We start from the raw sequence: 24,971 nt of genomic DNA on the forward strand, positions 1-24,971 counted from the left end.
GTTCGTTCGGTGGTGACCGAATGGTCGTTCGGGCAGCTCGGGGCAGGTGCGGAGGGGTGTCCAGCATATGGACGATCTTCGGTGGTGCAAGGGAAAACTATCTTCTGAGCTGCGCAGATGTGCGGACGACTCTCCGTGCGAGAGGGTCGCATCGTCTGGAAACTGCCGCTCGGTCAGGGGCGTTGCGACGGCCGTGAGTTCCGCCTTCGGGGGCGGAACGTATACGGGTGCTAATCCTTCCGACACGCCGAGCGGCGAGACATTCTCATCCGACCCGTGCGAGATCGCTGACGGTCCGTGGATTCCGCATCTACCTTGAGTACGGTCTCCGAGTCTCAGGGAGTGACGCATGGAACGCAGGCGGTTATTGCATGCCGGGGCCGGGTTCGCACTGGCGTCCGTGGCGGGGCAGATCGCGGTCCCGGGCACGGCGAAGGCCGACCCCGCAGGCACAACCAGCACGGCAGACCCAGCCGGCCGAGCCGGCGCGACCAGCACCACCGGTGACACGAGTACGACCACTGGGGTGGAGGACTGTTCGGGCCCTCCCCTCTCGACCTACGGCGTGGCATCGTTCACGGCCGCGATAGTAGGTATGACAACCCTCGGCGACCGCGCGTACGTCGTCGCCCGCGGTCAGAGCCCGCCGCTCCTCGGCGAGATCGATCTGACGTCCAGAACCCTCACCAGAACCGTCCGGCTCGGGCGCGGCGAGGGCGGCTGGGCGGCGACCGTATCGGGCGGGCAGGTCTACCTCGGGACCTATCCGTTCCCGGACATCTACCGCTTCGACCCGGCCACCGGCGAGGTGAAGCTGATCGGCACGGTGGGCCCGTCGGGCGGATTCGTCTGGTGTCTGACCACGGCGCCCGACGGCACGGTCTACGCGGGCACGTCTCCGCGCGGCGAAGTGTGGGAGTACAAGCCGGCCACCGGCACCCTGCGCAATCTCGGCAACGCCGTCCCCGGCCAGCAGTACGTACGCGCGATCACCGCCGACGACCGGTACGTCTACGCGGGCACGCTGCCGTCCGGCTATGTCGTCGCGTACGACCGGACTACCGGTGTGAAGACGAACCTCACGCCGACGCCCTACGGCGGCGCGGCCGCCATGATCGCCCGCGGCGGCCGGGTGATCGCGGCGCTCACCAAGTACCTCGTCGACATGGCGGCCGACGGCAGCGACGCACGGGTGATCGCGACGCCGGCGGCCGAGCGGCTGATTGACGCGATGACGATGACGGAGGACGGCACGCTGTACTGCGTCGGCCGCCCCACCGGAACCGTCTACCGGCGGGACGGCGACACGCTCGTGCCGGTCGTCGCGCCGGTGAGCGGCGACGAGCACCGCGCGCTGATCCCGCTCGACGGGGGCAGAACGCTGCTCGGCGGCGCTGGCAGCGGCCGGCTCTGGTGGCTCGATGTGGCCGGCGGCCAGTCGGACATACTGGAGCTGATCGACGCGGGCCTGTCCGGGCCGGATCCCGTGCAGTCCATGACGTACGGATCACACGGGTCGGTCCACGTCGGCGGGCACTTCTCGATCACGACGCACCGGCCGGAGCGCGGCACGCCCAAGCGGGTCAGGGTCGCGGGCGAGCCGAAACAGCTGCGGGTGATCGACGGCAAGGTGTACGCGGCGATGTACCCGAGCACCGAGGTGATCCAGCTCGACCCGGACCGCGGCAGGGTCAGGTCACTGGGCTTCATCGACCACGAGCAGCAGCGGCCCACGGACTTCGTGCGCTTCGGCCGCGAACGCCTGCTGCTGTCGAGCGCCCCGGGCGTCGGCCTGCTCAAGGGCGCGCTGACCGTGGTGGACACCTGGCGGTGCAGACTCCAGGTCTACCGGGACGTGATCGTCGACCAGAGCGTGATGTCGGTCGCGCTGGACGACCGGCACGGCTGCCCGATCGCTTATCTCGCCGGGGACACCTGGGGCGGCGGCAGTGTGCCGCCGACCCGGCCGAGCGCGACGATCGCCGCCTTCGACCTGCGGCGCCGCGAGGTGCTGTGGGAGGTCGCACCGGTCGAGGGGTACGCGAGCATTCAGCACATCGAGGTGTGTGACGGTGTGCTGTACGGGGTCTACAAGCGCCTCGCGGGCGCCTGGTTCGCGATGGACCTCCAGACGCGTACGGTCCTGCGGACGGGCAAACTGCCGAGCTACGGCGAACTGAGCGTCCACCGCGGCCAGGTGTACGCCTCGGTGTTCGGCGGGCTGGTCTACCGGCTCGGACCGGGGCTCGACGAGCCCCAATTGGTGCTCGGGGGCCTCGGCGACGGCTGGTACAACCCGCCGCAGCTGGCCTGGGAACGGTCGTCCTGGTACGCCTGGGGCGTCGCAGGCCGCGATCTGGCCAGGCTCCGGCTCAATCCGTCGTGCCCGAGCGGGGTCGATACCAGGGTGCGGCCGCCGGACGAGGCAATACTGGAGTCGCTGCTCGCGAACTGAGCGATCAGGGGCACGTGTTGCCCCGTCGTGCGGGACGAACCCGTCAGCCGATCGGCTGACGGGTTTCCGTCCGTACCTTCACCGTCGCCTCCGCCACGGCCTTGAGGTCGATCTCCTGCGGGGACCGCTTGGCGCTCTCGGGCGTGACGATGGCCACCGACGCACTGGTGTTGCCGTCGGCCCAGGCGCACATCGGGAGCGTGGCCTTCCCGCCCGTGGTCTGCTGAGTGACCACCACCTGGCAGCTCACCGGCACGTCCGAGCCCGCCGGGGTGAAGTCCGCCGCCGGCACGACGATGCTGGAGCCGTCCGCCTGCCCGGCGCCCGCCAGCAGTTTCGTACGGGCCAGATCAGGGTCCTTGATACGGCCGTGCAGGCCTGAGACGACCAGGACTCCGGACTCGGACGCCGACACGTACTGGGCCACGGAGCCCCGGGGGTCGCGGATATTCGCCTGGCTCGTTCCCGCCAGCGCGCCCTGGTGCTTGTCCGACTGGTCGTCGGCAAGCTTGTATTTTCCGTCGAGCAGCGTCGGGGGGAGGGTGAGCCGGTACTCCGCCTTCGGGAAGCCCGCGCCCGCTGCTCGCTCTCCGGCGGGACGAATGACGCTGTTCACCAGCCAGGCAACAGCGACGAGTGCCGCGATGGACGCCACCACGATGCTCAGGACCATGACCGTGCGGTCCTTCTTCGGCGGCGGTACGGGAGGCGCCATCGGCAGGCCGCCCCAGCCGCCGGGGGCGCCCGCGCCCGGGTAGGGCTGCTGGTACGGGCCGGGAGGCGGCCCCCCGTACCCCTGCGGGTTCTGCGGATACTGCGGGTTCTGCGGGTACTGAGGCTGCGTGTAGGGGTTCGGGGGCGGCGTAGACATGATCGTCACGCTATCCGTACGCCGCCACGCGGCGGGCGCCCGCCCCCTCAACCCTCCCCGGCTCAGCCCTTGCTGACCGCCGCCAGGATCTCCGGCAGCCGGTTCGCCGTCTGCGGCGCCGCCAGCCGTACGCCCGCCCAGCCGATCAGCAGGCCGTACGCCGCACCCACCGGCAGCAGCACCCATGTCGCCGACTGGCCGCTCGCCGCGTGCAGCAGGATCGTCAGAGTGATCACCGGTGCGCACAGCACCGCCGCCGAGATCATGCCGCCGAAGATCGAGATCCAGGCGAGCCCGCCCTGCCCGGGGGCGACGTTCTTGTACGCGCTGTCCTGCGGGATCGAGTAGGGGAAGCGGGCGGAGGCCACCGCGCCCGTCGCCAGCATCGCGCCCAGCAGCGCGAAGGACAGGCCGAGCGCCTCGGGGAGGGCCTTGAAGTTGCCCAGCAGCGACGCGGTGAGCACGGTGACGAGCGCGGTGTACGGAAGGGTGATCACGAGCAACGCCAGGGCGCGGGCGCGCAGTTCGGTGTACGCGTCCTTCGTGGACGAGATGGTCAGCGCGACCATCCAGAACGCCGAGGTGTCCTGCCCGAACTGGTTGTACATCTGGATGCCGAGCATCCCGGCCGCGAAGCAGGCGAAGTAGATCGAGCCGGTGCCCTGAAGGGCGTTGAACAGCGGCACGATCAGACCGATCGCCAGTGCCGTCACCCAGGCCGCCTTGGTCTTCGGGTCACGCCACACATAGCGCAGGCTGCGCTGCATCACCGTGCCCGTGCGGCCCTCGGGCAGCAGCCGGTGGAAGTTGGAGGCGGACTCCTTGCGGGTCGGTTCGGACGCCGCCGCCAGTGTCGAGCCGTCCGGGGTCGTCATCAACTTCGTGAGGCTGCGCTGCCAGGAGCCCAACAGCAGGGCCAGGGCGAGTACGGACAGGGCGAGTTGGGCGACCGCGGCCCCGTACGCTCCTTCGCTCGCCGAGTCCACCGCGCCGATCGCGGACGCGGGCGGAAGCCACCGTACGACCGCCGTCACCGGGTCGAGCGCCGAGAGGCCGCCCGCGTCGCCGAGGCGCTGGGCGCCGAAGTTGACGATCTGGATGCCCACCGCGATCACCAGTCCGCTGAGCACGGCCAGGTCGCGGCCCTTGCGCGAGGTCAGCAGGCGGATGTTGGCGGCGGCGACCGCCCGCGCGAGCGCCACGCACACCAGCAGCGTGAGCGGCACGGCGATCACGGACACGACAACCGCTGTCCCACCGTGAGCGATCGCGAACGCGGAGCCGACCGCCAGACAGAGCGTGAACAGCGGCCCGATGCCCACCAGCGAGGCCGCGAGCAGCGCCGAGACCAGCGGGCGCGGCCGCAGCGGCAGCATCACCAGACGCGTCGGGTCGAGCGTCTCGTCACCGCTCGGGAAGAACAGCGGCATGACCGCCCAGCCCAGGGCGAGCACCCCGGTCAGCAGTACGACCACCGACGCCGCGTGATCGTTGCCGCGCAGTGCGATCAGGCCGATGAGCTGGAGTGCCGCGAAGAGCAGCGTGACGACGACGGACGAGATGTACGCGGCCCTGCGGCCCGACGACTGGCGCAGGCCGTTGCGCAGCAGCGACAGCTTGAGGCGGACGAAGACCGGGGTGAGTGCGGAGGTGCTCACCTGGCGCCACCGCCGCCGAGCCAGTCCAGCGACGCCCCGGTGTCCCGGCCGTTCGCCCCCACCAGCTCCAGGAAGGCGCTCTGCAGCGAGGGTGCGTCGCCGCGTACCTCGGCCAGCGGGCCCTGCGCGCGGATACGGCCCGCCGCCATCACCGCCACCCAGTCGCACAGCGACTCCACCAGCTCCATCACATGGCTGGAGAAGACGACGGTGGCACCCGAGGCGGTGTACCGCTCCAGGACCCCGCGGATGGTCTGCGCAGAGACCGGGTCGACGCCCTCGAACGGCTCGTCCAGGAACAGCACTTCGGGATTGTGGAGCAGCGCCGCCGCGAGACCGATCTTCTTGCGCATGCCCGTCGAGTAGTCGACCACCAGCTTGTGCTGCGCGCCCGCCAGGTCCAGTACGTCGAGCAGCTGCGCCGCGCGCCGGTCGACCTCGTCGCCCGGCAGGCCCCGCAACCGTCCGTTGTAGGCGAGCAGTTCGCGGCCCGAGAGCCGCTCGAACAGGCGCAGGCCCTCGGGCAGTACGCCGATACGGGACTTCACCTCGACCGGGTCGCGCCACACGTCGTGGCCCGAGACCTCGACCCGGCCCTGGTCGGGGCGGAGCAGGCCGGTCACCATCGACAGGGTTGTCGTCTTGCCCGCGCCGTTCGGGCCGACCAGGCCGATGAACCTGCCCGCGGGGAGCGTGAGATCGATACCGGCGACCGCGATCTGCTCGCCGAACCTCTTCCACAGTCCCTCAACGCGAACGGCGGGCGGCGCTGTTCGCGCTCCGCCCGCCGTCTCGGCTCCAATTGCCTGGTCCGGCATGGTGCCCCTGCCCTTCGATGTCCCCGTGGGTATGTCTGTACGGGGACCACCTTATGTACGGCGCGTCCTAACCGCGCCGGGCCCGTTCAGCTGCCGCATCCCGCCCGCACGCGTAGGCCAGGGGGCTGATCAACTCCTCCGCGTCCGGCAGCCATCGGTTGGCCGGGGTGGGGCGGCGCGCCCACTGGACCGCGCCGTACCCGCCGATCCGGGTCGGCGGGGCGGCGACGTAGTGTCCCTCGCCCCGCGCGATCAGGTCGATGCCGCTCGGTGTCCAGCCGAGGGTGCGGATCATGTCGGGGATCTTGGGCGCCGCTCCGGGCAGTACGAAGAACAGCATCCGGCGGTCGGGGGTGCAGGTCACCGGGCCGAGCGGGAGTTCCATCCGCTCCAGGCGCGCCAGCGCCAGGAAGCCCGCCGACTCCGGGACTTCGAGAGCGTCGAAGGTGCGGCCCGTCGGCAGCAGGATCGAGGCCCTTGAGTGTTTCGACCACAGCCGGCGGGCGGCGACCGCGCTTCCTGTCGCCTGGTTCGCCCAGTCCGGCCTGGCCGGGTGGGCGCCGGGCGCCGGGCACGCTGTGTCGCCGCACGAGCAGCGTTCCCGGCCCTCCGCCGCCTCCAGCCAGGTGCCGGGGAACACGTCCCAGTGCCGCTCTTCCGCGTACCGCACGGCATTGTCCAGCAGCTGCTCACCTCGCTGTTGGGGGATCCGTGCGGCTTCCGTGAGTCCGATGGTCTCTTCCACGTCACACTCAACTCCCGCCATCACCTTGAGTTACGGGCGGGTCTCGGGCGGGGCCCGGGGCATCGATCCTGCACGCGGGGCGCATGGGTGCACGGGCGGGGGCGCGCATGCGGCGGGGCCGCAGCGGGCGGGTACCCACTCGCAATGGGCGTCACGCGGACCGGGGCGTCAGGGAAAAACCCGACCAACTCAGTCCAAGTCTGCATTGTCCGACATCGGCCGGGCATTGATCACTTCATGGATCACCGCGGCCTCAGGGGGTAATCATGGCAGCCAGGCCTCTCGTCGCCCGACAACCGAACGAACGGTTGCAGGCGCTCATTCAGGAAGCCGGGTGTTCCAACGCCGGCCTCGCCCGTCGAGTCAACATGGTGGGAGCCGAGCGGGGTCTTGATCTCCGCTACGACAAGACATCGGTGGCGCGGTGGCTGCGCGGACAGCAGCCGCGCGGCCGGGCGCCGGGAATCATCGCCGAGGCGCTGGGCCGCAAACTCGGGCGCACGGTCACGATCGACGAAATCGGCATGGCGAACGGCAAGAACCTCGCGTCGGGCGTCGGCCTGCTCTTCTCGCCGACCGTGCTGGGCGCCATCGAGCAGGTCTGCGAGCTGTGGCGCAGCGACGTCGGCCGCCGCGACTTCCTGTCCGGCTCCGCGGTCGCCGCGTCCGCGCTCGTCGAGCCGAGCCGCGACTGGCTGATCACCGGCGCGGACAGCCAGGTGGCGCGGACGGCAGGGGCGCGGGTGGGAGCCTCGGACGTCGAAGCGGTACGGGCGATGACGGCGGCGCTCACCGAACTGGACCACCGCTTCGGCAGCGGGCATGTCCGACCGGTCGTCGTGCACTACCTGAACAGCGTGGTCTCCGGGCTGCTCTCGGGCTCGTACCGCGAATCGGTCGGCCGTGAACTGTTCGCCGCGGCGGCCCGGCTCACGGAACTCGCCGGATACATGGCCGTCGACACCGGCCAGCCCGGTCTCGCCCAGCGCTACTACATCCAGGCGCTGCGCCTGGCCCAGGCGGCGGGCGACCGGGGATACGGAGGCTATGTGCTGGCCGCCTCCATGAGTCATCTGGCGGCCCAGCTCGGGAATCCGCGCGAGATCGCCCAGCTGGCGCGGGCCGCCCAGGAAGGCGCCCGGGGGAGGGTCACGCCGAGGGCCCAGGCGATGTTCTTAGCGGCCGAGGCGCGTGGCCACGCCCTGCTCGGGGACGCCCGCACCTGCCACGAGGTGGCGGGGAAGGCGGTGCGCGCGCTGGAGCAGGCGGAGCCGTCGGCGGGCGACGACCCCGCCTGGATCGCCCACTTCGACCGGGCCTATCTCGCGGACGAGCTGGCGCACTGCTACCGCGACCTCGGCCAGCCCGAGGCGGCCGCGCGCCATGCCTCGGACGCGCTGGACGGCCTGCCGGAGTCGCGGGCCAGGCGGCGGGCGATCGGGCTCGTGCTGCTGGCCACCGCGCAGGTGCAGCAGCGGGAGGTCGAGCAGGCCTGCCACACGGGCACGCGCGCGGCGGAGCTGCTGGGCAGCCTGCGCTCCAGCCGGGGTTCGGAGTACCTGGACGATCTCCAGCAGCGGCTGGAGCCGTACGCGGACGAGCCGGCGGTCCGCGAGTTCGGGGCGCGTCTCGAGCTCCAGGCGGCGTAAGGGGGATCGCGGGGTAGCGATCGCGGGGTATCGGCGGGCAATACCAGCGTCTTGTGCAGCAGTCTTGTCACCGCTCCCACGCGTGTGTGCGGAGCGGCCGAGTCACCCGGTAGCGTGAGCCGTCGATTCCGTAGGTCCACACGTAGGAGTCCCGGTGACGCAAAGCGGACAGGGTGACGAGCAGCAGCAGCCTGCAGCTCGGCCCGCGCACGAAGGCGTCGTGCTGCCCGCCGACGGAAGTGACCCCTGGATACCGGGCGTCTCCGAGGCTCAGGCTTCTCCGGCGGGCGGCCGTCCCTGGGGCGAGCCGTGGGGACCGCAGCAGGGTGGACCGGGTGCGCCTGGTATGCCGGACATGTCCGGCGGCCAGGGCGCCCATGCCGCGCAGGACGGCTGGGGTCAGGCCCCGCAGCCCGGCTACGGCGATCAGCCGCAGGGCCCGCCGCCGCAGGAGCCTCAGCCGGGATACGGCGCGCACGCGCACCAGCAGGGCGCGCATGCACTGCCGCCGCACGAGCCTGCCGCCCAAACCGGGTACGGCGCCCAGCCGCTCCCCGCGCCGGGCGCGCCGGCCCAGTCCGGGTACGGCGGCCAGCCGCTGCCCCCGCAGGGCCCCGCCGCGCAGAGCGGATACCCGCAGGGTCCGGCCCCGGACGAGTACGGCACGCAGGTGCTGCCCGCGCAGCCCGGGGCGTACGGCGCGCAGCCGCAGCCTCAGCGACAGCCGTTGCCGGACGCCCTGCCCCCGCACGCCGCCGGCGCGGACTCCGACGCCACGCAGTACATCCCTCCCGTCGCCCCGGGCGCGCCGCCGGGCCAGAACCCCGCCGAGTCGACGCAGTTCCTCGGCGCCGTGCCCGGCCGGGGTCCCGCGCAGGGGCCCGACGCCGATGCCACGCAGTACATCGCGCCGGTTCCGCCCGCGCCGACCGCCGCGCCCTTCGGGATCCGGCCGGGGGCTCCGGGGGACAGGCAGCCTCCCGCGGAGTTCGACAGCCTCTTCCGTACGGACGCGCCCGCGGACCGGATTCCGGACTCCACCCGGCAGTTGCCCCGCTTCGAGGCGCCCCGGGTGCAGTTCCAGCAGCCGCACCAACAACAGCAACAGCAGCAGTACCAGCAGCCGCAGTACGAGCCGCACGACCTCGACCCCGAGCCCGGCGTGCACAAGTCCTCGCGCACGCCGGTCATCGCGGCGGTCGTCATCGGCTGTGCCGTACTCGGACTCGGCGTGAGCATGGTGATGTTCAACGGGGACGACAAGAAGGAGGACTCCGGCACGGGCAAGAACGTCGCCGCCTCGTCCCCCGCCCCGAGCGGCAGCCCCCAGTCAGCCGCCGACCCCGCCAAGGCGCAGGCCGAGGCGCTCGACAAGCTTCTTGCCGACAGCAACAACAGCCGCTCCGTCGTGATCCGCTCGGTGGAGAACATCAAGCGGTGCCAGAACCTGGACCAGGCGACCACCGATCTGCAAGGCGCCGCGCAGCAGCGCCGCGGTCTGGTGACCCGGCTGGACGGTCTGACCGTCGACAAGCTGCCCAGCCACGACGAGTTGACCTCGGCGCTCACCAGGGCCTGGCAGGCGTCCGCGTCGGCGGACGACCACTACGCGGCCTGGGCCCAGCAGGTCAAGGACAAGAAGGGCTGCAAGGACGGCAGGGCGCGCAACACCGGCCAGACCGCCCTGGCCAACCGCGCCAGCGGTGAGGCGAGCAAGGCCAAGAAGGAAGCTTCCGGGCTCTGGAACGACATCGCCGCCAAGTACGGGCTCACCAAGCGGCGCAGCGAGCAGCTGTAGAAGCGGCCCGCGGTGGCTAAAAGGCCTCAGAGCACCTCTGGGGCTCAGAAGGTCTCAGACGGAAGTTCTCAGAGGGTCGAGGACTCCGTCAGCGTCTTGGTGACGTCCACGAAGCCCGGCTTCTGCGCCACCAGCCGCCCGCCGCGCACCACTTGGAAGGTCACGCTGCGGTTGACGATCCGCGGGAAGCTGGGCGCGCCGAGCATGTCGTCGTACTCCCACCGCAGGGTGGGCGTGAGCCCGCCGGTCGACACCTGCACCCCGTTGTCCAGAGCCTTCGAGATCATCCCCGGGGTGATCTTGTCCGCGTTGAGCGACTTGATGACCGTCCGCAGCACGGTGTAGGCGATCCAGGTGGTCTGGACGCCCGCGTCGGCGGGGTCGATGCGGTTGTCGCCGAAGGCATGGGCGCGGATGACCTTCTCCATCTCGTTCCAGCGCGCATCGCCCGCGTCCGGGTACCAGCCGGTGACGTACGCGCCTTCGAGCGGGCCGTTGCGGCCGCCGGTGCGGTCGATGAGCGGCTGGCCGACGCTGCCCATGACGGAGGAGATCCGGATCTTGCGGTTGTCCTCGGGCAGTCGTCGGAAGGAGTCGACGAAGGTCTCGGTGCGGTCCCCGAGGGCCGCCGTCACACACCCGGGGCGGTCCGACCCGACCGATATGCCGGCCCCCGCCTTCTTGCGGGCCTGCTTGGCCTGCGAGGTGTAGTCGGTAGCGTCCTCGGCCGCCAGGATGTCGGTGGACTTGTCCCGGCTGCCCTCGGAGAGACCGGAGTTGAGGAGCAGGGGCAGTTCGTCGCCCGCGAGGGTGTTGGGTCGTACCAGCGAGACCCGCTCGCAGACGTCGGCGAGCTGGCGGCCGTTGCCCGCGAGGAGGGACGCCTGGCCGCCGTTGACGGGGTAGGAGAGGTAGCTGGTGAACTCCTCGCCGGATATCCCGTACCCGCCGATGTAGGGGATGCCCGCGGCTTCCAGGGGAGCCATGAACGCGTCGCCGTGCTGGCTGTAGGAGCCGACGACCGCGACCACGCCCTCCTTCACCGCCCGCCGGGCGCAGGCCGCGGCGCCGGTGGAGCTGTTCTCCTCGTTGCAGGAGATGACGCGAAGCTCGTGCCCGTCCAGGCCGCGCTGTGTCTTGGCCCACTTGGCGTAGGCCTTCGCCATCGCGGGCATGCCGGGCATGTTCGTCGCCCGGGTGTCCTCGGGAGCGAAGGTCATCACCTTGACGGGCTCCCTGGAGCCCCCCGAGCCACCAGGGAGCACGCCACAGCCCGCGACCAGCGACGTTCCAGCCGCCACAGCTGCCGTGGTGGTCGTCCAAACGGCGCGAACGCGTGCGGTCCTGGAGGGGCGGGGGGAGGAGGAACGTCGCCAACCGGTCATGGTCAAGTACATTTCCGCCCCCCGGGTAACGGCGCAGTGAGCGTTGTTCAACGAAGGGTGACGGGAAGGTGAATTACGGGGGGCGGTCAGGCCGACCGGCGGGGGAACGTACGATCGACGGCGTGCAGCAAGGTTCGGTCCCCTCTTCCCGTCGCGGCCGTCGCTCATCCACCATGGGCGGCATGCCGCTCAATGACATGCCCTGGTGGCGCTGGCGCAGCAATGTGCGCTCGGCGCTGCACATGCTTTCCGATCCCGTCTTCCATCAGGAGTGCTGGCTCGCAGGCCGCGAGGGGTACGGCGACGTCACCGACGCCGTGTACCGCCTGGTCGAGGACACCTGGCTGGACAACTGGTCCGCCGAGAAGTACGTCGGCACGATCTTCCGCGACTCGGGCGAGGCCGCGCTGGTCGACGTCGCCGTCCTGCGCGTGCTGCGGATCATGCACCAAGTCGGTGCGGACGCTCCCGTATCGGCGTATCTGGAGCATCACGGCTGGCCGGAGGCCGTACGGGCCGCCCGTGAGGCGCATGTCCGGCTCTCGGCCAACGACGGCGAGGACCCGGACGCCCCGCCGCGCTCGCTGGATGTGCTCCGCATCATGACGCGGTCCGCCTGACGGACGCCTGCCCTGCCGGGACCGGCGGATATGGCAGTCTACGAGGATGACTGACCAGTACGTCCTGACGCTCTCCTGCCCGGACAAAAAGGGCATTGTGCATGCCGTGTCGAGCTATCTCTACATCACCGGCTGCAATATCGAGGACAGTCAGCAGTTCGGGGACCGGGACACGGGTCTGTTCTTCATGCGGGTCCACTTCTCGGCCGAGGAGCCGGTGACCGTGGAGAAACTGCGGGCGGGCTTCGCCGCCGTCGGGGAGTCCTTCCGGATGGACTGGCAGATCCATTCCGCCGAGGAGCCGATGCGGATCATCCTGATGGTCAGCAAGTTCGGCCACTGCCTCAATGATCTGCTCTTCCGCTGGAGGACGGGCGCGCTGCCGGTCGAGATCGCCGCGGTCGTCGCCAACCACACGGACTTCGAGGCGCTCGTCACCTCGTACGGCATCCCGTTCCATCACATTCCGGTCACCAAGGACACGAAGGCGGCCGCCGAGGCGCAGGTGCTGGAGCTGGTACGCGCCGAGAATGTCGAACTTGTCGTACTCGCCCGCTATATGCAGGTGCTCTCGGACGATCTCTGCAAGCAGCTGAGCGGCCGGATCATCAACATCCACCACTCCTTCCTGCCGAGCTTCAAGGGCGCGAAGCCGTACCACCAGGCCCATGCGCGCGGCGTGAAGCTGATCGGCGCGACCGCGCACTATGTGACGGCCGACCTCGACGAGGGCCCGATCATCGAGCAGGAGGTCGAGCGCGTCGGCCACCAGGTGACCCCGGAGCAGCTGGTGGCGGTGGGTCGCGACGTGGAGTGCCAGGCGCTCGCCCGCGCGGTGAAATGGCACGCCGAGCACCGGATCCTGCTGAACGGTCGTCGTACGGTCGTCTTCGCCTAGCTCGAAAACCTCAGGGCGACTGCCCGGGGGCGTTGTCGCACAGGTCGTCGAGGAGGAACGCGTCCTCCTGCAACTGCAGCTGCCGCTCCGCCTCCAGTTGCTCCAGCAGCCGCGTCAGCAGCGCGCTGCTCCGCGGCGCGCCCAGGAACTCCAGCACCGCCCGGTAGAACGCGTCCCGCAGCGTCGGCGGCATCGCGTCCGAGGCGTCCAGGCAGATCTGACCCGCCCCGTCGAAGAGGTCCTGGACGGCTCGCGTGCTGCGCGACAGCGGTACGGAGCCGAACGCGCCGCCGGGGAAGTACGGCCGCTCCGCCGGCTTCGCCGCCTTCGCCCAGTCCTCGCGCGCCTCACGGGAGGTGAGACGGCCCAGCAGGTCCCACGCCGCGGCACTGGGCTTGAAGACGGCTGCCAGGTCGCCGGAGACCTCGTAGACGTGCGCGCCCGCGCTCCTGGCTCCCAGGAAGCGGGCGGTCGGCTCGGGCAGGACGTCGTCGCCGTAGTGGCGGCGGATGAACGAGCCCTGGTGCTCATGGGTGCAGTCGTCCCGGTTCAGCAGCCCGTACCGGCCGTTGCCGAGCAACTCGAAGGAGTAGCGCAGCCCCTCCGCGCCGAGGGCCTTGCCGTCGTCCGCGTCGTCCCCTTTGTTCTTGGCCAGCAGCCTGCCCCACTCCTCCCACGCCGGCCTCGTCGACTGCCACGAGGTCTTGCCGGTCGCCCAGCTCTCGTACTGTGCGGGTCCCTGCCGCTGCAGCAGCAGGTCCTCCACCCAGTCGGTGCCCGGCCAGCCCGAGGTGGCGCCTGAGCCCATGCCGAGGCACCAGTCCGGCTTCTTGTCCGGGCTCGCCCCGCGGCTCCACACGAGCGACTTGAGGTCCACCCGCACGGGCGCCCAGTAGGCGTGCGTACGAGCCTCGCCCCGCTCGTTCTCGACGGTCACGGCAGGCGCCCACGGCGGGACGGCGGCCCCGGCGACCTTCTCGGGGAGCGGATAGGCGTCGCCGGTGCGGGCGTACTCGACCAGATCGCCGGGGCTGCTCAGGATCGCCAGGTCCGGCGGCGCGTCCGCCTGGAGCTGGGCGAGCAGCGTCTCGCGCAGGGAGCGGGTGCCCTTGTAGACGTAACTGCGCCCGGTCCGCTCGCCGATACGCCGCAGCGCCGCAACGAACGGCCGTTCCTCGCCGTCCGTCCACGGGCCGAGGACGACCAGTGTGCGCTCCTCGGCCGCGTCCGAGCAGCCGCCCGCCGTCACGGCGGCGGCGGTCAGCAGACAGCTGGCCAGCAGTGCCCTCAAGCGCTTCATGTGAGCCTTCGTCGGGGGCGGACGGCCGGATAGGGGCGGCCGTAGAGGAAGAGCGTGACGCCGCAGGCGAGCGCGCCGGCACCGCCGGCGGGCACGACGACGCCCGCCGTCAGCGACCAGCCCTCGGGGTGGGCCCCGCGCATCGCCGCGTCCGCCTCCCGCGCGGCCGACTCGATCCGGCGCGTGGCCGTGTCGTCCGCGGACACGGATTCGAGCCTGCCCACAGCCGCACGCGACCGCTCCTGCGCCGCATGCTCCCCGTACCCGCCGAAGGCCAGCAGCGCGGGAGTCAGCAGCACCGGCACCGCGGCCACCGCCAGCTGCAGGCTGATCAGCCGCAGCCGGTCCGCCAGGAACACCGAAGTGCCCAGCAGAACGAAGGCGAAGAGCACGGCCGCCAGAGCGGCGGCGGCCGCGCCGGTCAGCGTGAGGGGGCTCCAGGCCGCCAGCTCGTGGTTCTCCCCCTGGAGCTGGCGCTCCAGCTCCCGGAGCCGTTCGAGGATGGAGATCGGCTCCTGCGCGGTTCCCGCGGTGACCGCGCGGTGCCGGCCGCGCAGCATGTCCTCGGCGTAGGCGACCCCGGCCCGGCGCAGGACAGGGCTCGTACGGTTCCGTTCCGCCCAGGCGATCTTGTCCCCGTACGCGACGACCAGGCCGGAGACCACCCGCAGCTCCTGCTCCTGACCCTTGTGCAGCGCCCCGGAGCGGGCTACCCGGCTGAGGCTCTGCGCGGCCTCCGTCAGCAGGGAGCGGTAGGTCTCGCCCAGCTCGACCAGACCGGGCGTCGTGCTCTTCAGCAACCGCACATCGGCCTGCCCCTGGGCCAGTTCGAGGGAGGTCCTGGCCCGGGCCAGATCGACCAGCGCGGGTGCGCACCGGTCGCGCAGCCGCTGGGTACGGCCGTGGATGTCGCCGTACGCGGCCGCGGAGAGAGCGAGGGAGACCACGGCGAGCACCGGCAGGACCAGCATGCGGCGGCGCAGGAACGCGGCGGTGGGGCAGTTGCCCCCGGGGGTGCGGCCCGCGGCGCGCCGCCACAGCGCGGGGAAGAGCCCGCGCAGCGCGGGCAGGGAGCGAGGTGCGACGAGACGCAGCCGCGTGAGGGCGGGCCTGACCCGCTCGCGGAGCTTCACGCGTTCTCCCCGGGGTCGCGCAGCCAGAGCCGGCGCGGCAGCCACACCGCCAGGGACCGAGGTCCGCGGCCGGGGCGCCCGTTCCTGTGCCCGTCCCGGTCGTGTCGCAGGCCGAGAGGACGCGTGCGGTACGCGTTGTCGAGCAGCGCCTCCGCGAGCTCGGCGTCCTCGGCGAGGTCGGTGCGCGGCACCTGCTCGGCCAGCCTGCGGTAGCAGGCGGAGAGCTGTTCGCGCAGCTCCCGTTCACCGGCGGGTACGGGAATCCCGGGCGGGAGCGAGCCGCGCAGCTCGGCCAGCGGGTCCTTCTCCCGTGCGGCGGCGACCAGTTCGAGCAGCAGCTCCAGGAGCTGGGCGGTGAGCCGCTCGTACGCCTGCCGGTCGGTGAGGCCCTCGTGGCTGACCAGCCTGCGCAGGGCGGCGTAGGCGCGTACCGCCGATGCCACGGTCGGCGGCGACCCGTCGGCGGGCGGGCCGGCGTGGATGCGCACCATCGCCGTACGGGCGGCGGTGCGATGCCGCGAGTCCGGCGGCACGCCGTCCAGCGAGGCCAGGGCCAGGTCCGGGCTGCGGCGGGCGAGATGGATACGGGCCAGGCCGAACGCGGCACTCCCGAGCGCGTGGTTGCGCCGCCACACCGCATCGTAGAAACGCATGGCCTGCTGCTCGTGCCCCTCGCGGAACTCGGCGTCCGAGGTGGAGTCGGCGAGCTTCTCGTGGCAGTAGCCGAGGGCGAGCTTCGGCGCGTACTCGCCGGGAATCGCGTCGTACACCTCGTCGAAGCAGGTCAGCGCCTGGCGCACATGGCCGTGGGCGAGTTCGGTCAGGCCCCGGTGCCAGTCGAGTCGCCAGTCGTAGCGCCTCCGGTCGCCGAGCAGCCGCCCGGCCCGGTCCAGCTCCATCGCCGCGGTGACCAGCTGCTGGTCGCGCCCGCGCTGCTGGTCGCGGGCGAGCTCCAGATGGAGGCGGCAGCGCAGCAGGTGCAGTTCGGGCGAGGGCAGCCACTCGTCGCTGAGCTGGAGCAGACCGGCCGGGTCGGCGTACGAAGTGCGCTGCAGCTCCTTCCAGTTGGGGTCCTGCTGGTCCGCCTTGGGCACGGGCAGGGCCACCGCGACCTCGGCAGGGCCCGGCACCTGCGCGTCCTGGTCCTGTCCGGACGGCTTCGCCGGGCTCGCGTGCCCCGGGTCGCCGCCGCTGCCGCCGGCCCGCCAGCGGGTCAGCGGCGGGGCCTTGCCCAGCTGCCCGTCGAGGGCGGTGGCGGCCCGGTCGAAGAGCGGCGACGGCTCGAAGGTCTCCTCGCCGAGCCGCAGGGAACGCAGTTCGCGCAGCACCCCGCGCAACTGGAGCGCCATCTCCTGGGCGGTGGCGTAACGCCGCTTGGGGTCGCGTGCCATGGCGCGCCGCAGGGCGCGCTCCAGCGACTGGGTGCCGAGGTCGGCCGGCGGCACGGGGTCCTTGGCGAGCAGTTCGTCCAGGACCGCGCCGACCGTGTACAGATCGCCCGCGGTCGTCATCTCGCCCGAGGGGCCCGTCTCGGGCGGTCGGTGGCTGACCGGTCCCGGTGTGCCAGGTCTGCGGACGCCCGCGACATCGATGAGTTTGATGCCCTTGCCGCAGTGCAGCACGTTGGTGAGGGAGAGATCGCCGTAGACGAGGCCCTCCTGGTCGTGGAGATAGCTGAGCGCGTCCAGGATCAGCAGTCCGTAGACGACGATGAACTCGCGCACCCGGGGCCCGGAGAACGGCGGACGCTGCCGGCCGATACCGGCCGCGACCCACTCCAGCGGCGCCCCGTCGGCGAACTCCATCACGATGAACTCCGCCGAAGCCGAGGGATGGCGGGCGTAGTTGACGACCCGGATCACGGAGGGATGGTTGAGGCTGACCAGCCGCAGCCGCTCCTGATGGGCCTGGAGGACCGCGGCCGGATTGCCGGGGTCGAGGATTCCCTTCAGCGCCACCGGCCGGTTGTCCAGCAGCAGATCGCGGGCGAGATACACCTGCCCGTGGCTGCCCTGGCCGATCGGGCCCACCACCTCGTACTGCTGGTGCAGCCGGTCGCCGCCCGTCAGATGGGGCCCGGCCGGTGCGGTGACGAGCGCGTCCGGGTCGCGCACGGCGACCACGGGCAGATCGGTGAGCCCGTCGCCCGGCGGCTCCACGACGAACTCGTGCGGGCCGAGCGGCCCGGCCATGACCTGCTCGGCGGCCTCGGCGTCCAGCAGCGCCGTCTCGACGTCGACTGCGAGCCGGAACAGGGCGTGCGGCAGGGCGGGCGAGTCGTGCAACGGGCCGCCGTGGCAGAGCTGTTCGAGCTCGCGGCGCAGCTTCGGAGACCGGACCTCGGGGCGGCGGGGTGCGGGACGGCCCGCGGTGGCCGGACGCGCGGGGAGTTGCCGTAATCGCTGCTCGCACTCGGCCAGCCGGTTCACCCGCGCGGCGAGCCGGTCCGCGCGGCGCTGTGCCCACTCGGGATCGAGGAGTTCGCTCCGTACGCGTGCGAGCAGTGGGGAGCCCGGATCGCTGAAGACGAGCAGCAGCCGGCTGTCGCCGCGTGCGAGCAGGGCGCGGAGCAGGGCCGTGATCTCCGCGTCCTCGGAGGCGGACCGGTCGACGGCTAGAAAGGCGGCTATCAGTGGCGGGCTCTCCTCGGCGATCTGCTCCAGGCGCGCGCCGTGGGATCTGCCGCCCTCCAGGCCGATCCGCTCGGCGGCGTGGACGGCGAGCTCTCCGGCCGTGCGGTTGGTGGCGTCGACGGCGATGTCGATGCTGCCCACCTGTGGCTCGCCCGCCGGGCTTCCGGACGCGGAGGGCGGGCTCTGCTCCCGGTCGGCGAGGGTGAGCACCGAGCGGATGGTGTGCAGCAGCGCGTGCTCGCCCTCACCGGCGAAGGCCAGCTCGACGGGGTCGGTGTCCGGCTCACCGTCCAGCCAGCGGGTGAGCCTGCGGTGCAGTCCGGGGACGCGGCCGGACGCGGTCCGGTCGGGTGCCACGGCGACATCGCGGGAGACGGCGCGGGGGCCGGTGACCCTCAGACCGAGGCGTTCCAGCGGCAGATGCTTGAGGACCGTCTCGGTCGGGATCATGTACGCGTGCTCCCGCCGCACGGGTGCCTGCGGGGTGCCGAACTGGTGGGCCACGATGCCGATGAGACGGCGGGAGCGGCTGTGCACGACCCCGCCGCCGCTGTAGCCGTGCCGGACCACGTAGGGCGAGCCCTCGGTGTCCAGCTGCACCCACTCGGGCCGGTGCGCGGGCCCGCCGCGCCCCATCAGCCGGGCGTCGAGGTGCTCGCCGCCCGGCAGGTCCTCGGGATAGCCGGTGAAGTGCACGGGTTCATTGCGGGCCGGGATCTGGCGGTGCAGCACGGCGTGGGGCACGGGCGGCTCGTGGTCCAGCTTGAGCAGGGCGAGATCGCCGCTGAAGTGCGCGGTGGGCAGGACCAGATACTCCCGCAGCAGCCGGGCGCGCAGAGGCTCTGGCGCATCACCGGACAGCGCGGCGGCGGGCACGTCGACATAGACCGTGTCGAAGGGGGCGCGGGTGCCGTCGCGTCCGGGCCGGGAGAGCACCGTATGGGCGCAGGTGAGCACCAGTCCCCCGGGGAGCAGCACCCCGGCGCCCAGCGGGCGGCCGGAGCGATCCTGCGTACGAAGCAGACAGACCCGCCAACCCTCTTCGGGCGACGATGAGTTGGACGTGTGCCACGGCTCCCTCATACTTCCCAACCATAACTACAGGAGACGGGGTGCGCGATGGCTGAGCGTGACGATGCCGCTGTGGCGGGACTGGCCGAGGTGATCGGACAGGTCCGCGACGAGCTGGAACGGGCACAGCGGGCGGGCGAGGGGCGCGACCTCAAGTTCAGCGTGGAGAAGGTGAATCTGGAGTTCGCGGTCCAGGTACGCCGCGAGGGCAGCGGACGCGCGGAGCTGCGCATCGGGGTACTGACGGCGGGCGCCGGCGCCTCGGCGGCGCGGGACACGACGCACACGATCCAGATCGAACTCAAGCCACAGGGGCGGGACGGGAACCCGAACGTGGCGGTGGGCGGGGAGTGAGGTCACGCCATGGCGTGGCGGTTCAGCGACCGGCGGCCGGGGCACGAGCCGCGAGGGTGATGTCGGTGAAGTCGCGGTCGTCGTGGGTGTAGATCGTCGCCTCGACGCGGCGCGGGCCGGTGGCCCTGGTCAGCCCAGACCAGCTCCTCCTTCTCCGCGCTCGCCCGACGCCGTGCACCAGGATCCAGGCGGGGTCGCCTGAGCGTGCCCCTCGTTCGGGCGCGCCATGAAGTGAAGCGGCTGGCCAAGGAAGAACCTTGGCCAGCCGCTTCGGTCACCGTTGTGTCACCTGCCGCTCGTAGTGGCCGACTGCAGCACCGTGCAGTCGGAGGTCCACGACGGCAGCTCATGCCGAACCTGATCGAGATCGCGCCCCGGGTAGCTCGGTGGCGCTTCAGGGATCCCGTGGGCTTCCAGAAGGTAGAAGTCCGCACGATCTCCACTGACGGAATGATCGCCGTCCGGGAAGAATTCCAGCTCCAGTCGCAATCCGCCACCGGCGACCCCGGAAGGCCGACTGGACATTACCGAGAATGCCATTAGTTGCTGTTGCTGCGGCGCTCCGCTCCAGTGAAACGATTGCAGTCCGTGGACCACAAGGAGGGCGGAATTACCCGTTGGATAGTACGACGCAGTTCGCATGTCGAAGAGCAGCGCCGCACGATTCGCGGTCGGACACACTCTGCAATCCAGGAGTTGCGCGTCCTGCAGGGCGTCTTGTTCCTTCAGCGGGTCCCAGCCGATGGGCTCCGGAGCCTGACGGTAATCCTGGGACGTGAAGAAGTTCTCGATGAGGGTCATTGGATCGGAATGTGCCAGTAGGGGTCGGACTTGATCACGGTCTTGCCGGTCATCGGATTGATGATCTGGCCTCCCTCATTGAGATAGCTGATATAGCCGTTGGGGTACGGATGCGGCCCACTGGTCACCGGATCCATGACGCGCACGTATCTGACGCTCTTGTGGAATCCGTTAGCCGAAGTTTCGGATGCCTTGATGTAATAGAACCACCCCTTCAGGTTGTTAGCCGTCGCAATGGCCTTGCGGCCCTTGGGGAGCCAGAGCTTTTCGCCCTGGGGCCCGACGATGTCGGCGATCAGGCACCGGCTGTTGTGGACCAGCACCGCGGTGTTGCCGGCCAGCACGTAGTACGTGTGGAGGTCGTTGATGGTGAGGTTGTAGGCGGGCGCGAGTCCGGTCCGATGGTGGACGCTGTTGATCTGTGCTGTACGCCCGTCGGGGGTGCGGAGGTTGTCCTGGGGGGTGAGGTCGGCTGCGTTTTTCCACGTCTTGTCGTTTTCGGTCCAGAAGGGGTGGTGGTCCGTTGTGGTGAGGGTGCCGCCGCCGTTGGTCTGGTCCAGGGTGACGTCGGTGAAGTCGCGGTCGTCGGGGGTGTAAATCGTGGCGTCGACGCGGCGCGGGCCGGTGGCCCCGGATTCAGGGTTGGTGGCCAGCACATGGTCGCCGGTCTTGATCTGCTCGATCGGTCTCGTGGTGTGGTCACCCATCAGAACGCGGGTGCCGGCCGGGAAACTGTGCTTGGCCTGCTTGACGAGGCACTCGGCCGCTTCTTTGCCCGCCCGAGTTCCCTTGACGATGCCTTCGACGCCGTCCTTGGCTTTCTTGAGGAGCTTGAGCTTGCCGATGGGGAGTACGCCGACGACGGCCATGGTGCAACCGCCCCAGGCGGGTTCCTTGATGCACCTTTCGATGTCGGCGGCGCCGGTGATCTCCCAGGCGGCCTTGCCGAGTAGCTTGGCGAGTTCGGGGTCGGGTTTGGCGAATTCGATCTCGTACTCGTCCGCTGCGTAGATACACGGCGGCACGGTGTCCCGGTTGTAGGGGACGATGCAGCGCTTCTTCTTGTTCTTTGACGCCTCGGCCTGCTGCTTTTGCTGTTCCTCTGCCTGACGCTTCGCTTCGGCGATCTCCGCCTCGCGCTTGCGCTTGACCTCGGTCCAGGCTTGGCTCGCGGCTGCGTCGGCCTCGGCCTTGCTCTTGCCGGCCGCGACTGCGGAGTCTCGTGCCCGTGCGGCGGCGTCGTCCGCTTCGCTGGCGGACTGTCGGGCGTAGCTGGCGGAGAACTCGGCCTGTTGGGCGGAGGCTTCGGCGGCGTCGGCGTCGCGGGCGGCGGCAGCTGCGGCGTTGCGGGCGGTGGCTGCGGACTGGCTTGCCTGGTTGGCGCTGGCGGTGGCGGCGTCGGCGGATTTCCTGGCGTCGGCTGCGTAGCCTTCGGCGGCCTGGGCGGACTTCTTGGCCTCGCCTGCGGCGGTGGCCGCTTCGGCGGCGGCTTTGTTGGCTCTGGCGGCGGCTTCGGCGGCGCGCCAGCGGTTGGCCTGGGCCTTGGCGGCGATGATCTGGCCTTCGGCCAGGAGCCGTGCGATCTGGGCACGGTGGTGGGCGGTGAGGCCGTCCTTGCGGGCGGCCAAGTACTGGCCGACGGTGACGAACTCGTGCAGCTTGTCCGGGGGCCCGGCCAGGGCTGCCTTGGCGGCGGCCTTGACCTCGTCACCGCCGTCGTTGACGAGCTTGGAAGCGATGACCTCTTCGTCGGTCACGCGGGCGCCGTACTGGCCGACTTCGAGGAAGGTGGCCAGGGCCTTGCCGGTGCCGTCCTTCAGGGCCGCCTTGGAGGTGTCCTTGACGCTGATCCCGCCGAAGTTGTTGACCTTGGAGACGGCGACGGCGAGGTCGGTCTCACCGACGACGTACTGGCCGCTGGTGTAGAAGTCGGCGACCTGCTCCGGGGTGCCCTTGAGTGCCTCGGCGGCGCCCTGCCGGATCGAGGGGTAGGGACTGCTCACGCTGAGCTGGAGGACCTTGTCACGACTCTCCTCCAGGGCCGCCTTCTTCCAGCCGCTGCGCAGGTACTCCAGAACCTCGGCATCCGAACCGCCGAGCGCCTTGATGGCGGCCTGCTGCTGCCAAGGGCCGCGGAGCTTGAGGGCGTCCAGGGCGAGCTTGCGGCCCTTGGCCGCGGTTGCTGGCACGTCCACGTCCGACTTGGTCGCCTCGTCGGCCAAGGTCTCGGCGTTGGCGTCGAGGGCGCGGGCGTCACGGGCGACGGTTGCGGATGCGGAGATCAGACGGTCGCTCTGGGCCTTCTCGGTGCGGGCCTGCTCCAGAGCGGCCTCGCTGCGGGAGGTGAGATCCTCGGTCTCGACGTCGAGAGCGACCTGGTGGACCTTCTTGGCGGTATTGACGGCGATGGTCGCGGAGTCGGCGGCGGCCTTCGCGGCGGCGGCCCACTTGCGGGCGTCGGCGGCGGCGGTCGCGCTCTGACCGGCGTACTTCGCCGCGAGGTCGGCGGCGTCGGCGGCCTTCTCGGCGTGGTCGGCGGCGGAGTTCGCCGCGTCACGGGCGTCGGACGCCTGCTGTGCCGAGCGGCGCGCCAGGGCGGTGGCGTTGTCCGCGGCGCGGTTGGCGGCGCCTGCGTGGCGGCGGGCCTCGGCCGCGGCGTTGCGGGCCTCGGCGGAGTGAACACCGGCTGCCTCGGCGTGCCGGTTGGCAGCATCGGCCGAGTCCGCAGCGGCGTTCGCGTTTTCGCCGGCGCTGCGGGAGGCGGCCGCGGCGTCACCGGCGGCCTGCGAGGCCTTGCGGGCCTGCTCCGCCGCAGCGCCGGAGGCACGGGTCAAGACAGCCGCGTTGCGGGCGACGACTGCGGCCTGCTTGGCGGCCCCGGCCTTGCTCGCGTCCCCGGCCGCGGCGATCGCCGCGTTGTAGGCGTCGTTGGCCGCGTTCGCCGCCGCGGCGGCGGCGTTCGCGGTCTGCGCCGCGGCGAGCGCGGCGGTGCGGGCGGCCCGGTTGGCGGCGTTGGCCGCGCCGATCGCCTGCTGGGCGGCGGCGGCCGCGGCCCGCGCGGACGCGGCGGCCTGCTGCGCCTTGTAGGCGGCACGGTTGGCGTCCTTGCGGGCCTCCTCCGTCTCCCGGGCGGCCTTCGCTGCGGCTTCCTTTGCCAGGTTCGAGGCGGCGACCGCGCGGGCAGAGGCATCCTCTGCCTTCTTGGTGGCGGCCTCGGCCTGGCGCCCCGCCTGCTTGGCCTGCTCGGTCAACTGCGCAATCGTGGCATGTTCCTGGTCACGGTCGCGGGCGACAAACTGCCCGACGTCCAGGAACTCGGCGATGTCGTCCGCGGTGCCCTTCAGCGCAACCTTCCCGGCGGCCTTCATGTTCGGACCACCGAAGTTGATCAGCTTGGAGACCTCAACCTCGTTATCAGTCTCCTGCGCCTCGTACTGGCCGCTCTCCAGAAACTTCGCAACAGCCTCCGGGCCGGCCTTCAGCGCAGCCTTGCCCGCGTCCTTGACCCCATTGCCGCCGAAGTTGATGACGCGGGAGGCTTCGACCTCCTGGTCTTCCTCCAACGGGCCCTTCCAGCCACTCCTGAGATACTCATGCAGCTCGTTCGGGGTGCCCTTCAGCGCCTTCTTCGTCGCCTCCCGTACGGCCACGCCACCGGTGTTGAAGATCCGGCTGGCATCAACGTAGTCGTCGTCGTACTCGATCGTGGGCGCCTCATCGAGGTACTTCCGGACATCCTCATCCGAACCCAGCAGCGCCCGCTCGGCCGCCTCCCGGATTCCCGCTCCGCCGTCCTCCCAGTCGGAGACGACCAGGGCCCGGTCAGAGGGGAAGTCCTCGGGACCCTCCTGGGCCGACGCGGGCGCGGCTCCCAGCAGCCCTACCGCCAGTGCCATGGGCAGCACAACACTGCAGATCCCCCGACGTGTTCTTCCCGCCACGTTGGATGACGTTCCGGAATTCGATCTTCCGGAACGGAATGTTCGCCGTTCCATCCGGCAGGCTCCCCCTCATTCGCATTTCAACTTTCCGTGTGCACAGGTCAGCTCCCGCCCCGGGTGCACCGGTTGGTGCGACAGTTTCCGGCCAAAAGGATTCAGTGACTGGCGGCGTTACTGCTGGCCGTGTGAACCCAAGCCCCTGGCACCCCGCAACGCCCCCTGGGGGTGGGATATGCATCCACAACACCCTACATGTGTTTTACTCAAGGGTAACTTGTGTACAAGTCTTCACACTTGCTCCATTGAGCCAAGGGGGAAACCGTGGCGATATCCCGTGCCCGCACAGCACTCTTTACCGGTCTCATCGGCGCGATCACAGCTGTCGCCGGGATCACGATGTTCGGCGTCGCAAACGCCTCCCCGCAGGCGGCAGAACCGGCATCCGCCTCCGAAATGCCCTCGGCGGTGGAGGACTTCTCTTACCCGGGTGCCGCTCAGATCCAGAAGGACCAGAAGATCCTCCTCAAGCGGGGCGACGGCCACATCACTCTCGTCAGCTGTGACGGAACCCCGGACATCACGGTCAAGTCCCGCACCGGCCAGAAGACCTACTGTTTCGACGTCAGCGCCAAGCAGGGCTACCTCTCCCTCGAGCTGCCCGACGCTTTCGGCATCTGGACCGAGGTCTACCCGGTGAAGGCGACCATCACGGCGGGGGGCAAGGAGACGGTGGTCAACGCCGCCGCCAACGACTACAAGCCCTTCGGAGAGGCCGGAACCTCTGACCAGCGCTCCGTCCTCGTCGAACTCCGCGTCACCAGCTGACAGGCGACAGACCTTC

Annotated in this window: 17 protein-coding genes; 7 read left to right on the forward strand and 10 right to left on the reverse strand. The window is 70.8% G+C overall.

Annotated features, from left to right (window positions below):
- Positions 1–595: 595 nt before the first annotated feature.
- Positions 596–2,455, forward strand: coding sequence for a hypothetical protein (locus tag OHA61_RS21390; RefSeq protein WP_406304363.1), 1,860 nt, complete (start codon positions 596–598; stop codon positions 2,453–2,455).
- A gap of 43 nt (positions 2,456–2,498) precedes the next feature.
- Here OHA61_RS21390 and OHA61_RS21395 read toward each other — a convergent pair whose 3' ends face one another.
- The 4 genes from OHA61_RS21395 to OHA61_RS21410 all read right to left on the reverse strand — a co-directional run bounded on the left by OHA61_RS21395 (position 2,499) and on the right by OHA61_RS21410 (position 6,568).
- Positions 2,499–3,326: a hypothetical protein gene (locus tag OHA61_RS21395; RefSeq protein WP_406304364.1), complete on the reverse strand. Its 828-nt coding sequence runs from the start codon at positions 3,324–3,326 to the stop codon at positions 2,499–2,501.
- A gap of 62 nt (positions 3,327–3,388) precedes the next feature.
- Positions 3,389–4,984, reverse strand: a complete 1,596-nt coding sequence (locus OHA61_RS21400; protein WP_406304365.1) for a transporter — start codon at positions 4,982–4,984, stop codon at positions 3,389–3,391.
- Positions 4,981–5,802: an ABC transporter ATP-binding protein gene (locus OHA61_RS21405; protein ID WP_406304366.1), complete on the reverse strand. Its 822-nt coding sequence runs from the start codon at positions 5,800–5,802 to the stop codon at positions 4,981–4,983. The genes OHA61_RS21400 and OHA61_RS21405 overlap by 4 nt, the downstream gene beginning before the upstream one ends.
- Positions 5,803–5,869: 67 nt before the next feature.
- Positions 5,870–6,568, reverse strand: coding sequence for a bifunctional DNA primase/polymerase (locus OHA61_RS21410; RefSeq protein ID WP_324978944.1), 699 nt, complete (start codon positions 6,566–6,568; stop codon positions 5,870–5,872).
- A gap of 245 nt (positions 6,569–6,813) precedes the next feature.
- On the opposite strand from OHA61_RS21410, the gene OHA61_RS21415 reads away from it, so the two are divergent.
- Positions 6,814–8,196 carry a transcriptional regulator gene (locus OHA61_RS21415; RefSeq protein WP_406304367.1) on the forward strand — a complete coding sequence of 461 codons (1,383 nt, stop codon included), beginning with the start codon at positions 6,814–6,816 and terminating at the stop codon, positions 8,194–8,196.
- A gap of 154 nt (positions 8,197–8,350) precedes the next feature.
- The gene (locus OHA61_RS21420) at positions 8,351–9,994 is read left to right on the forward strand and encodes a hypothetical protein (RefSeq protein WP_406304368.1); all 1,644 of its coding nucleotides are present in this window, start codon (positions 8,351–8,353) and stop codon (positions 9,992–9,994) included.
- Between the two features lie 68 nt (positions 9,995–10,062).
- On the opposite strand, the gene OHA61_RS21425 is transcribed toward OHA61_RS21420, so the two are convergent.
- On the reverse strand, positions 10,063–11,379 hold the full coding sequence (locus OHA61_RS21425; protein ID WP_406304369.1) for an ABC transporter substrate-binding protein: 1,317 nt from the start codon (positions 11,377–11,379) through the stop codon (positions 10,063–10,065).
- A gap of 173 nt (positions 11,380–11,552) precedes the next feature.
- Between OHA61_RS21425 and OHA61_RS21430 the strand changes: the two genes are divergently transcribed.
- A complete protein-coding gene (locus OHA61_RS21430; RefSeq protein ID WP_266481800.1) occupies positions 11,553–11,999 on the forward strand; it encodes an SCO4402 family protein in 447 nt (148 codons plus the stop codon).
- 46 nt (positions 12,000–12,045) lie between these two features.
- On the forward strand, positions 12,046–12,897 hold the full coding sequence (purU, locus tag OHA61_RS21435; RefSeq protein WP_406304370.1) for a formyltetrahydrofolate deformylase: 852 nt from the start codon (positions 12,046–12,048) through the stop codon (positions 12,895–12,897).
- A gap of 10 nt (positions 12,898–12,907) precedes the next feature.
- Here purU and OHA61_RS21440 read toward each other — a convergent pair whose 3' ends face one another.
- Genes OHA61_RS21440 through OHA61_RS21450 form a run of 3 tightly spaced genes read right to left on the reverse strand, consistent with a single transcriptional unit; the run spans position 12,908 to position 19,046 of the window.
- The gene (locus tag OHA61_RS21440; protein ID WP_406304371.1) at positions 12,908–14,197 is read right to left on the reverse strand and encodes a hypothetical protein; all 1,290 of its coding nucleotides are present in this window, start codon (positions 14,195–14,197) and stop codon (positions 12,908–12,910) included.
- Positions 14,194–15,330, reverse strand: coding sequence for a hypothetical protein (locus OHA61_RS21445; RefSeq protein WP_406304372.1), 1,137 nt, complete (start codon positions 15,328–15,330; stop codon positions 14,194–14,196). The genes OHA61_RS21440 and OHA61_RS21445 overlap by 4 nt, the downstream gene beginning before the upstream one ends.
- On the reverse strand, positions 15,327–19,046 hold the full coding sequence (locus tag OHA61_RS21450) for a tetratricopeptide repeat protein (RefSeq protein WP_406304373.1): 3,720 nt from the start codon (positions 19,044–19,046) through the stop codon (positions 15,327–15,329). Before OHA61_RS21450 ends, OHA61_RS21445 begins: the two co-directional genes overlap by 4 nt.
- 36 nt (positions 19,047–19,082) lie before the next feature.
- Here OHA61_RS21450 and OHA61_RS21455 point away from each other — a divergent pair, with 36 nt between their 5' ends.
- The gene (locus OHA61_RS21455) at positions 19,083–19,388 is read left to right on the forward strand and encodes a trypco2 family protein (RefSeq protein ID WP_324975531.1); all 306 of its coding nucleotides are present in this window, start codon (positions 19,083–19,085) and stop codon (positions 19,386–19,388) included.
- A gap of 285 nt (positions 19,389–19,673) precedes the next feature.
- On the opposite strand, the gene OHA61_RS21460 is transcribed toward OHA61_RS21455, so the two are convergent.
- Positions 19,674–20,189, reverse strand: a complete 516-nt coding sequence (locus OHA61_RS21460; RefSeq protein ID WP_406304374.1) for a hypothetical protein — start codon at positions 20,187–20,189, stop codon at positions 19,674–19,676.
- The gene (locus OHA61_RS21465; RefSeq protein ID WP_406304375.1) at positions 20,186–24,085 is read right to left on the reverse strand and encodes a polymorphic toxin-type HINT domain-containing protein; all 3,900 of its coding nucleotides are present in this window, start codon (positions 24,083–24,085) and stop codon (positions 20,186–20,188) included. Before OHA61_RS21465 ends, OHA61_RS21460 begins: the two co-directional genes overlap by 4 nt.
- Positions 24,086–24,451: 366 nt before the next feature.
- Between OHA61_RS21465 and OHA61_RS21470 the strand changes: the two genes are divergently transcribed.
- A complete protein-coding gene (locus OHA61_RS21470; protein ID WP_406304376.1) occupies positions 24,452–24,955 on the forward strand; it encodes a hypothetical protein in 504 nt (167 codons plus the stop codon).
- Positions 24,956–24,971 lie beyond the last annotated feature (16 nt).

The sequence above is a fragment of the Streptomyces sp. NBC_00885 genome (genome assembly GCF_045207475.1).
In the GTDB taxonomy this organism is placed as follows: Bacteria; Actinomycetota; Actinomycetes; order Streptomycetales; family Streptomycetaceae; genus Streptomyces.

Coding starts and splice junctions, on each gene's coding strand:
- OHA61_RS21390 (WP_406304363.1), top strand. CDS start 596: ATGACAACCCTCGGCGACCGCGCGTACGTCGTCGCCCGCGGTCAGAGC.
- OHA61_RS21395 (WP_406304364.1), bottom strand. CDS start 3,326: ATGTCTACGCCGCCCCCGAACCCCTACACGCAGCCTCAGTACCCGCAG.
- OHA61_RS21405 (WP_406304366.1), bottom strand. CDS start 5,802: ATGCCGGACCAGGCAATTGGAGCCGAGACGGCGGGCGGAGCGCGAACA.
- OHA61_RS21410 (WP_324978944.1), bottom strand. CDS start 6,568: ATGGCGGGAGTTGAGTGTGACGTGGAAGAGACCATCGGACTCACGGAA.
- OHA61_RS21415 (WP_406304367.1), top strand. CDS start 6,814: ATGGCAGCCAGGCCTCTCGTCGCCCGACAACCGAACGAACGGTTGCAG.
- OHA61_RS21425 (WP_406304369.1), bottom strand. CDS start 11,379: ATGACCGGTTGGCGACGTTCCTCCTCCCCCCGCCCCTCCAGGACCGCA.
- OHA61_RS21430 (WP_266481800.1), top strand. CDS start 11,553: ATGGGCGGCATGCCGCTCAATGACATGCCCTGGTGGCGCTGGCGCAGC.
- purU (WP_406304370.1), top strand. CDS start 12,046: ATGACTGACCAGTACGTCCTGACGCTCTCCTGCCCGGACAAAAAGGGC.
- OHA61_RS21440 (WP_406304371.1), bottom strand. CDS start 14,197: ATGAAGCGCTTGAGGGCACTGCTGGCCAGCTGTCTGCTGACCGCCGCC.
- OHA61_RS21450 (WP_406304373.1), bottom strand. CDS start 19,046: ATGAGGGAGCCGTGGCACACGTCCAACTCATCGTCGCCCGAAGAGGGT.
- OHA61_RS21455 (WP_324975531.1), top strand. CDS start 19,083: ATGGCTGAGCGTGACGATGCCGCTGTGGCGGGACTGGCCGAGGTGATC.
- OHA61_RS21460 (WP_406304374.1), bottom strand. CDS start 20,189: ATGACCCTCATCGAGAACTTCTTCACGTCCCAGGATTACCGTCAGGCT.
- OHA61_RS21465 (WP_406304375.1), bottom strand. CDS start 24,085: ATGGCACTGGCGGTAGGGCTGCTGGGAGCCGCGCCCGCGTCGGCCCAG.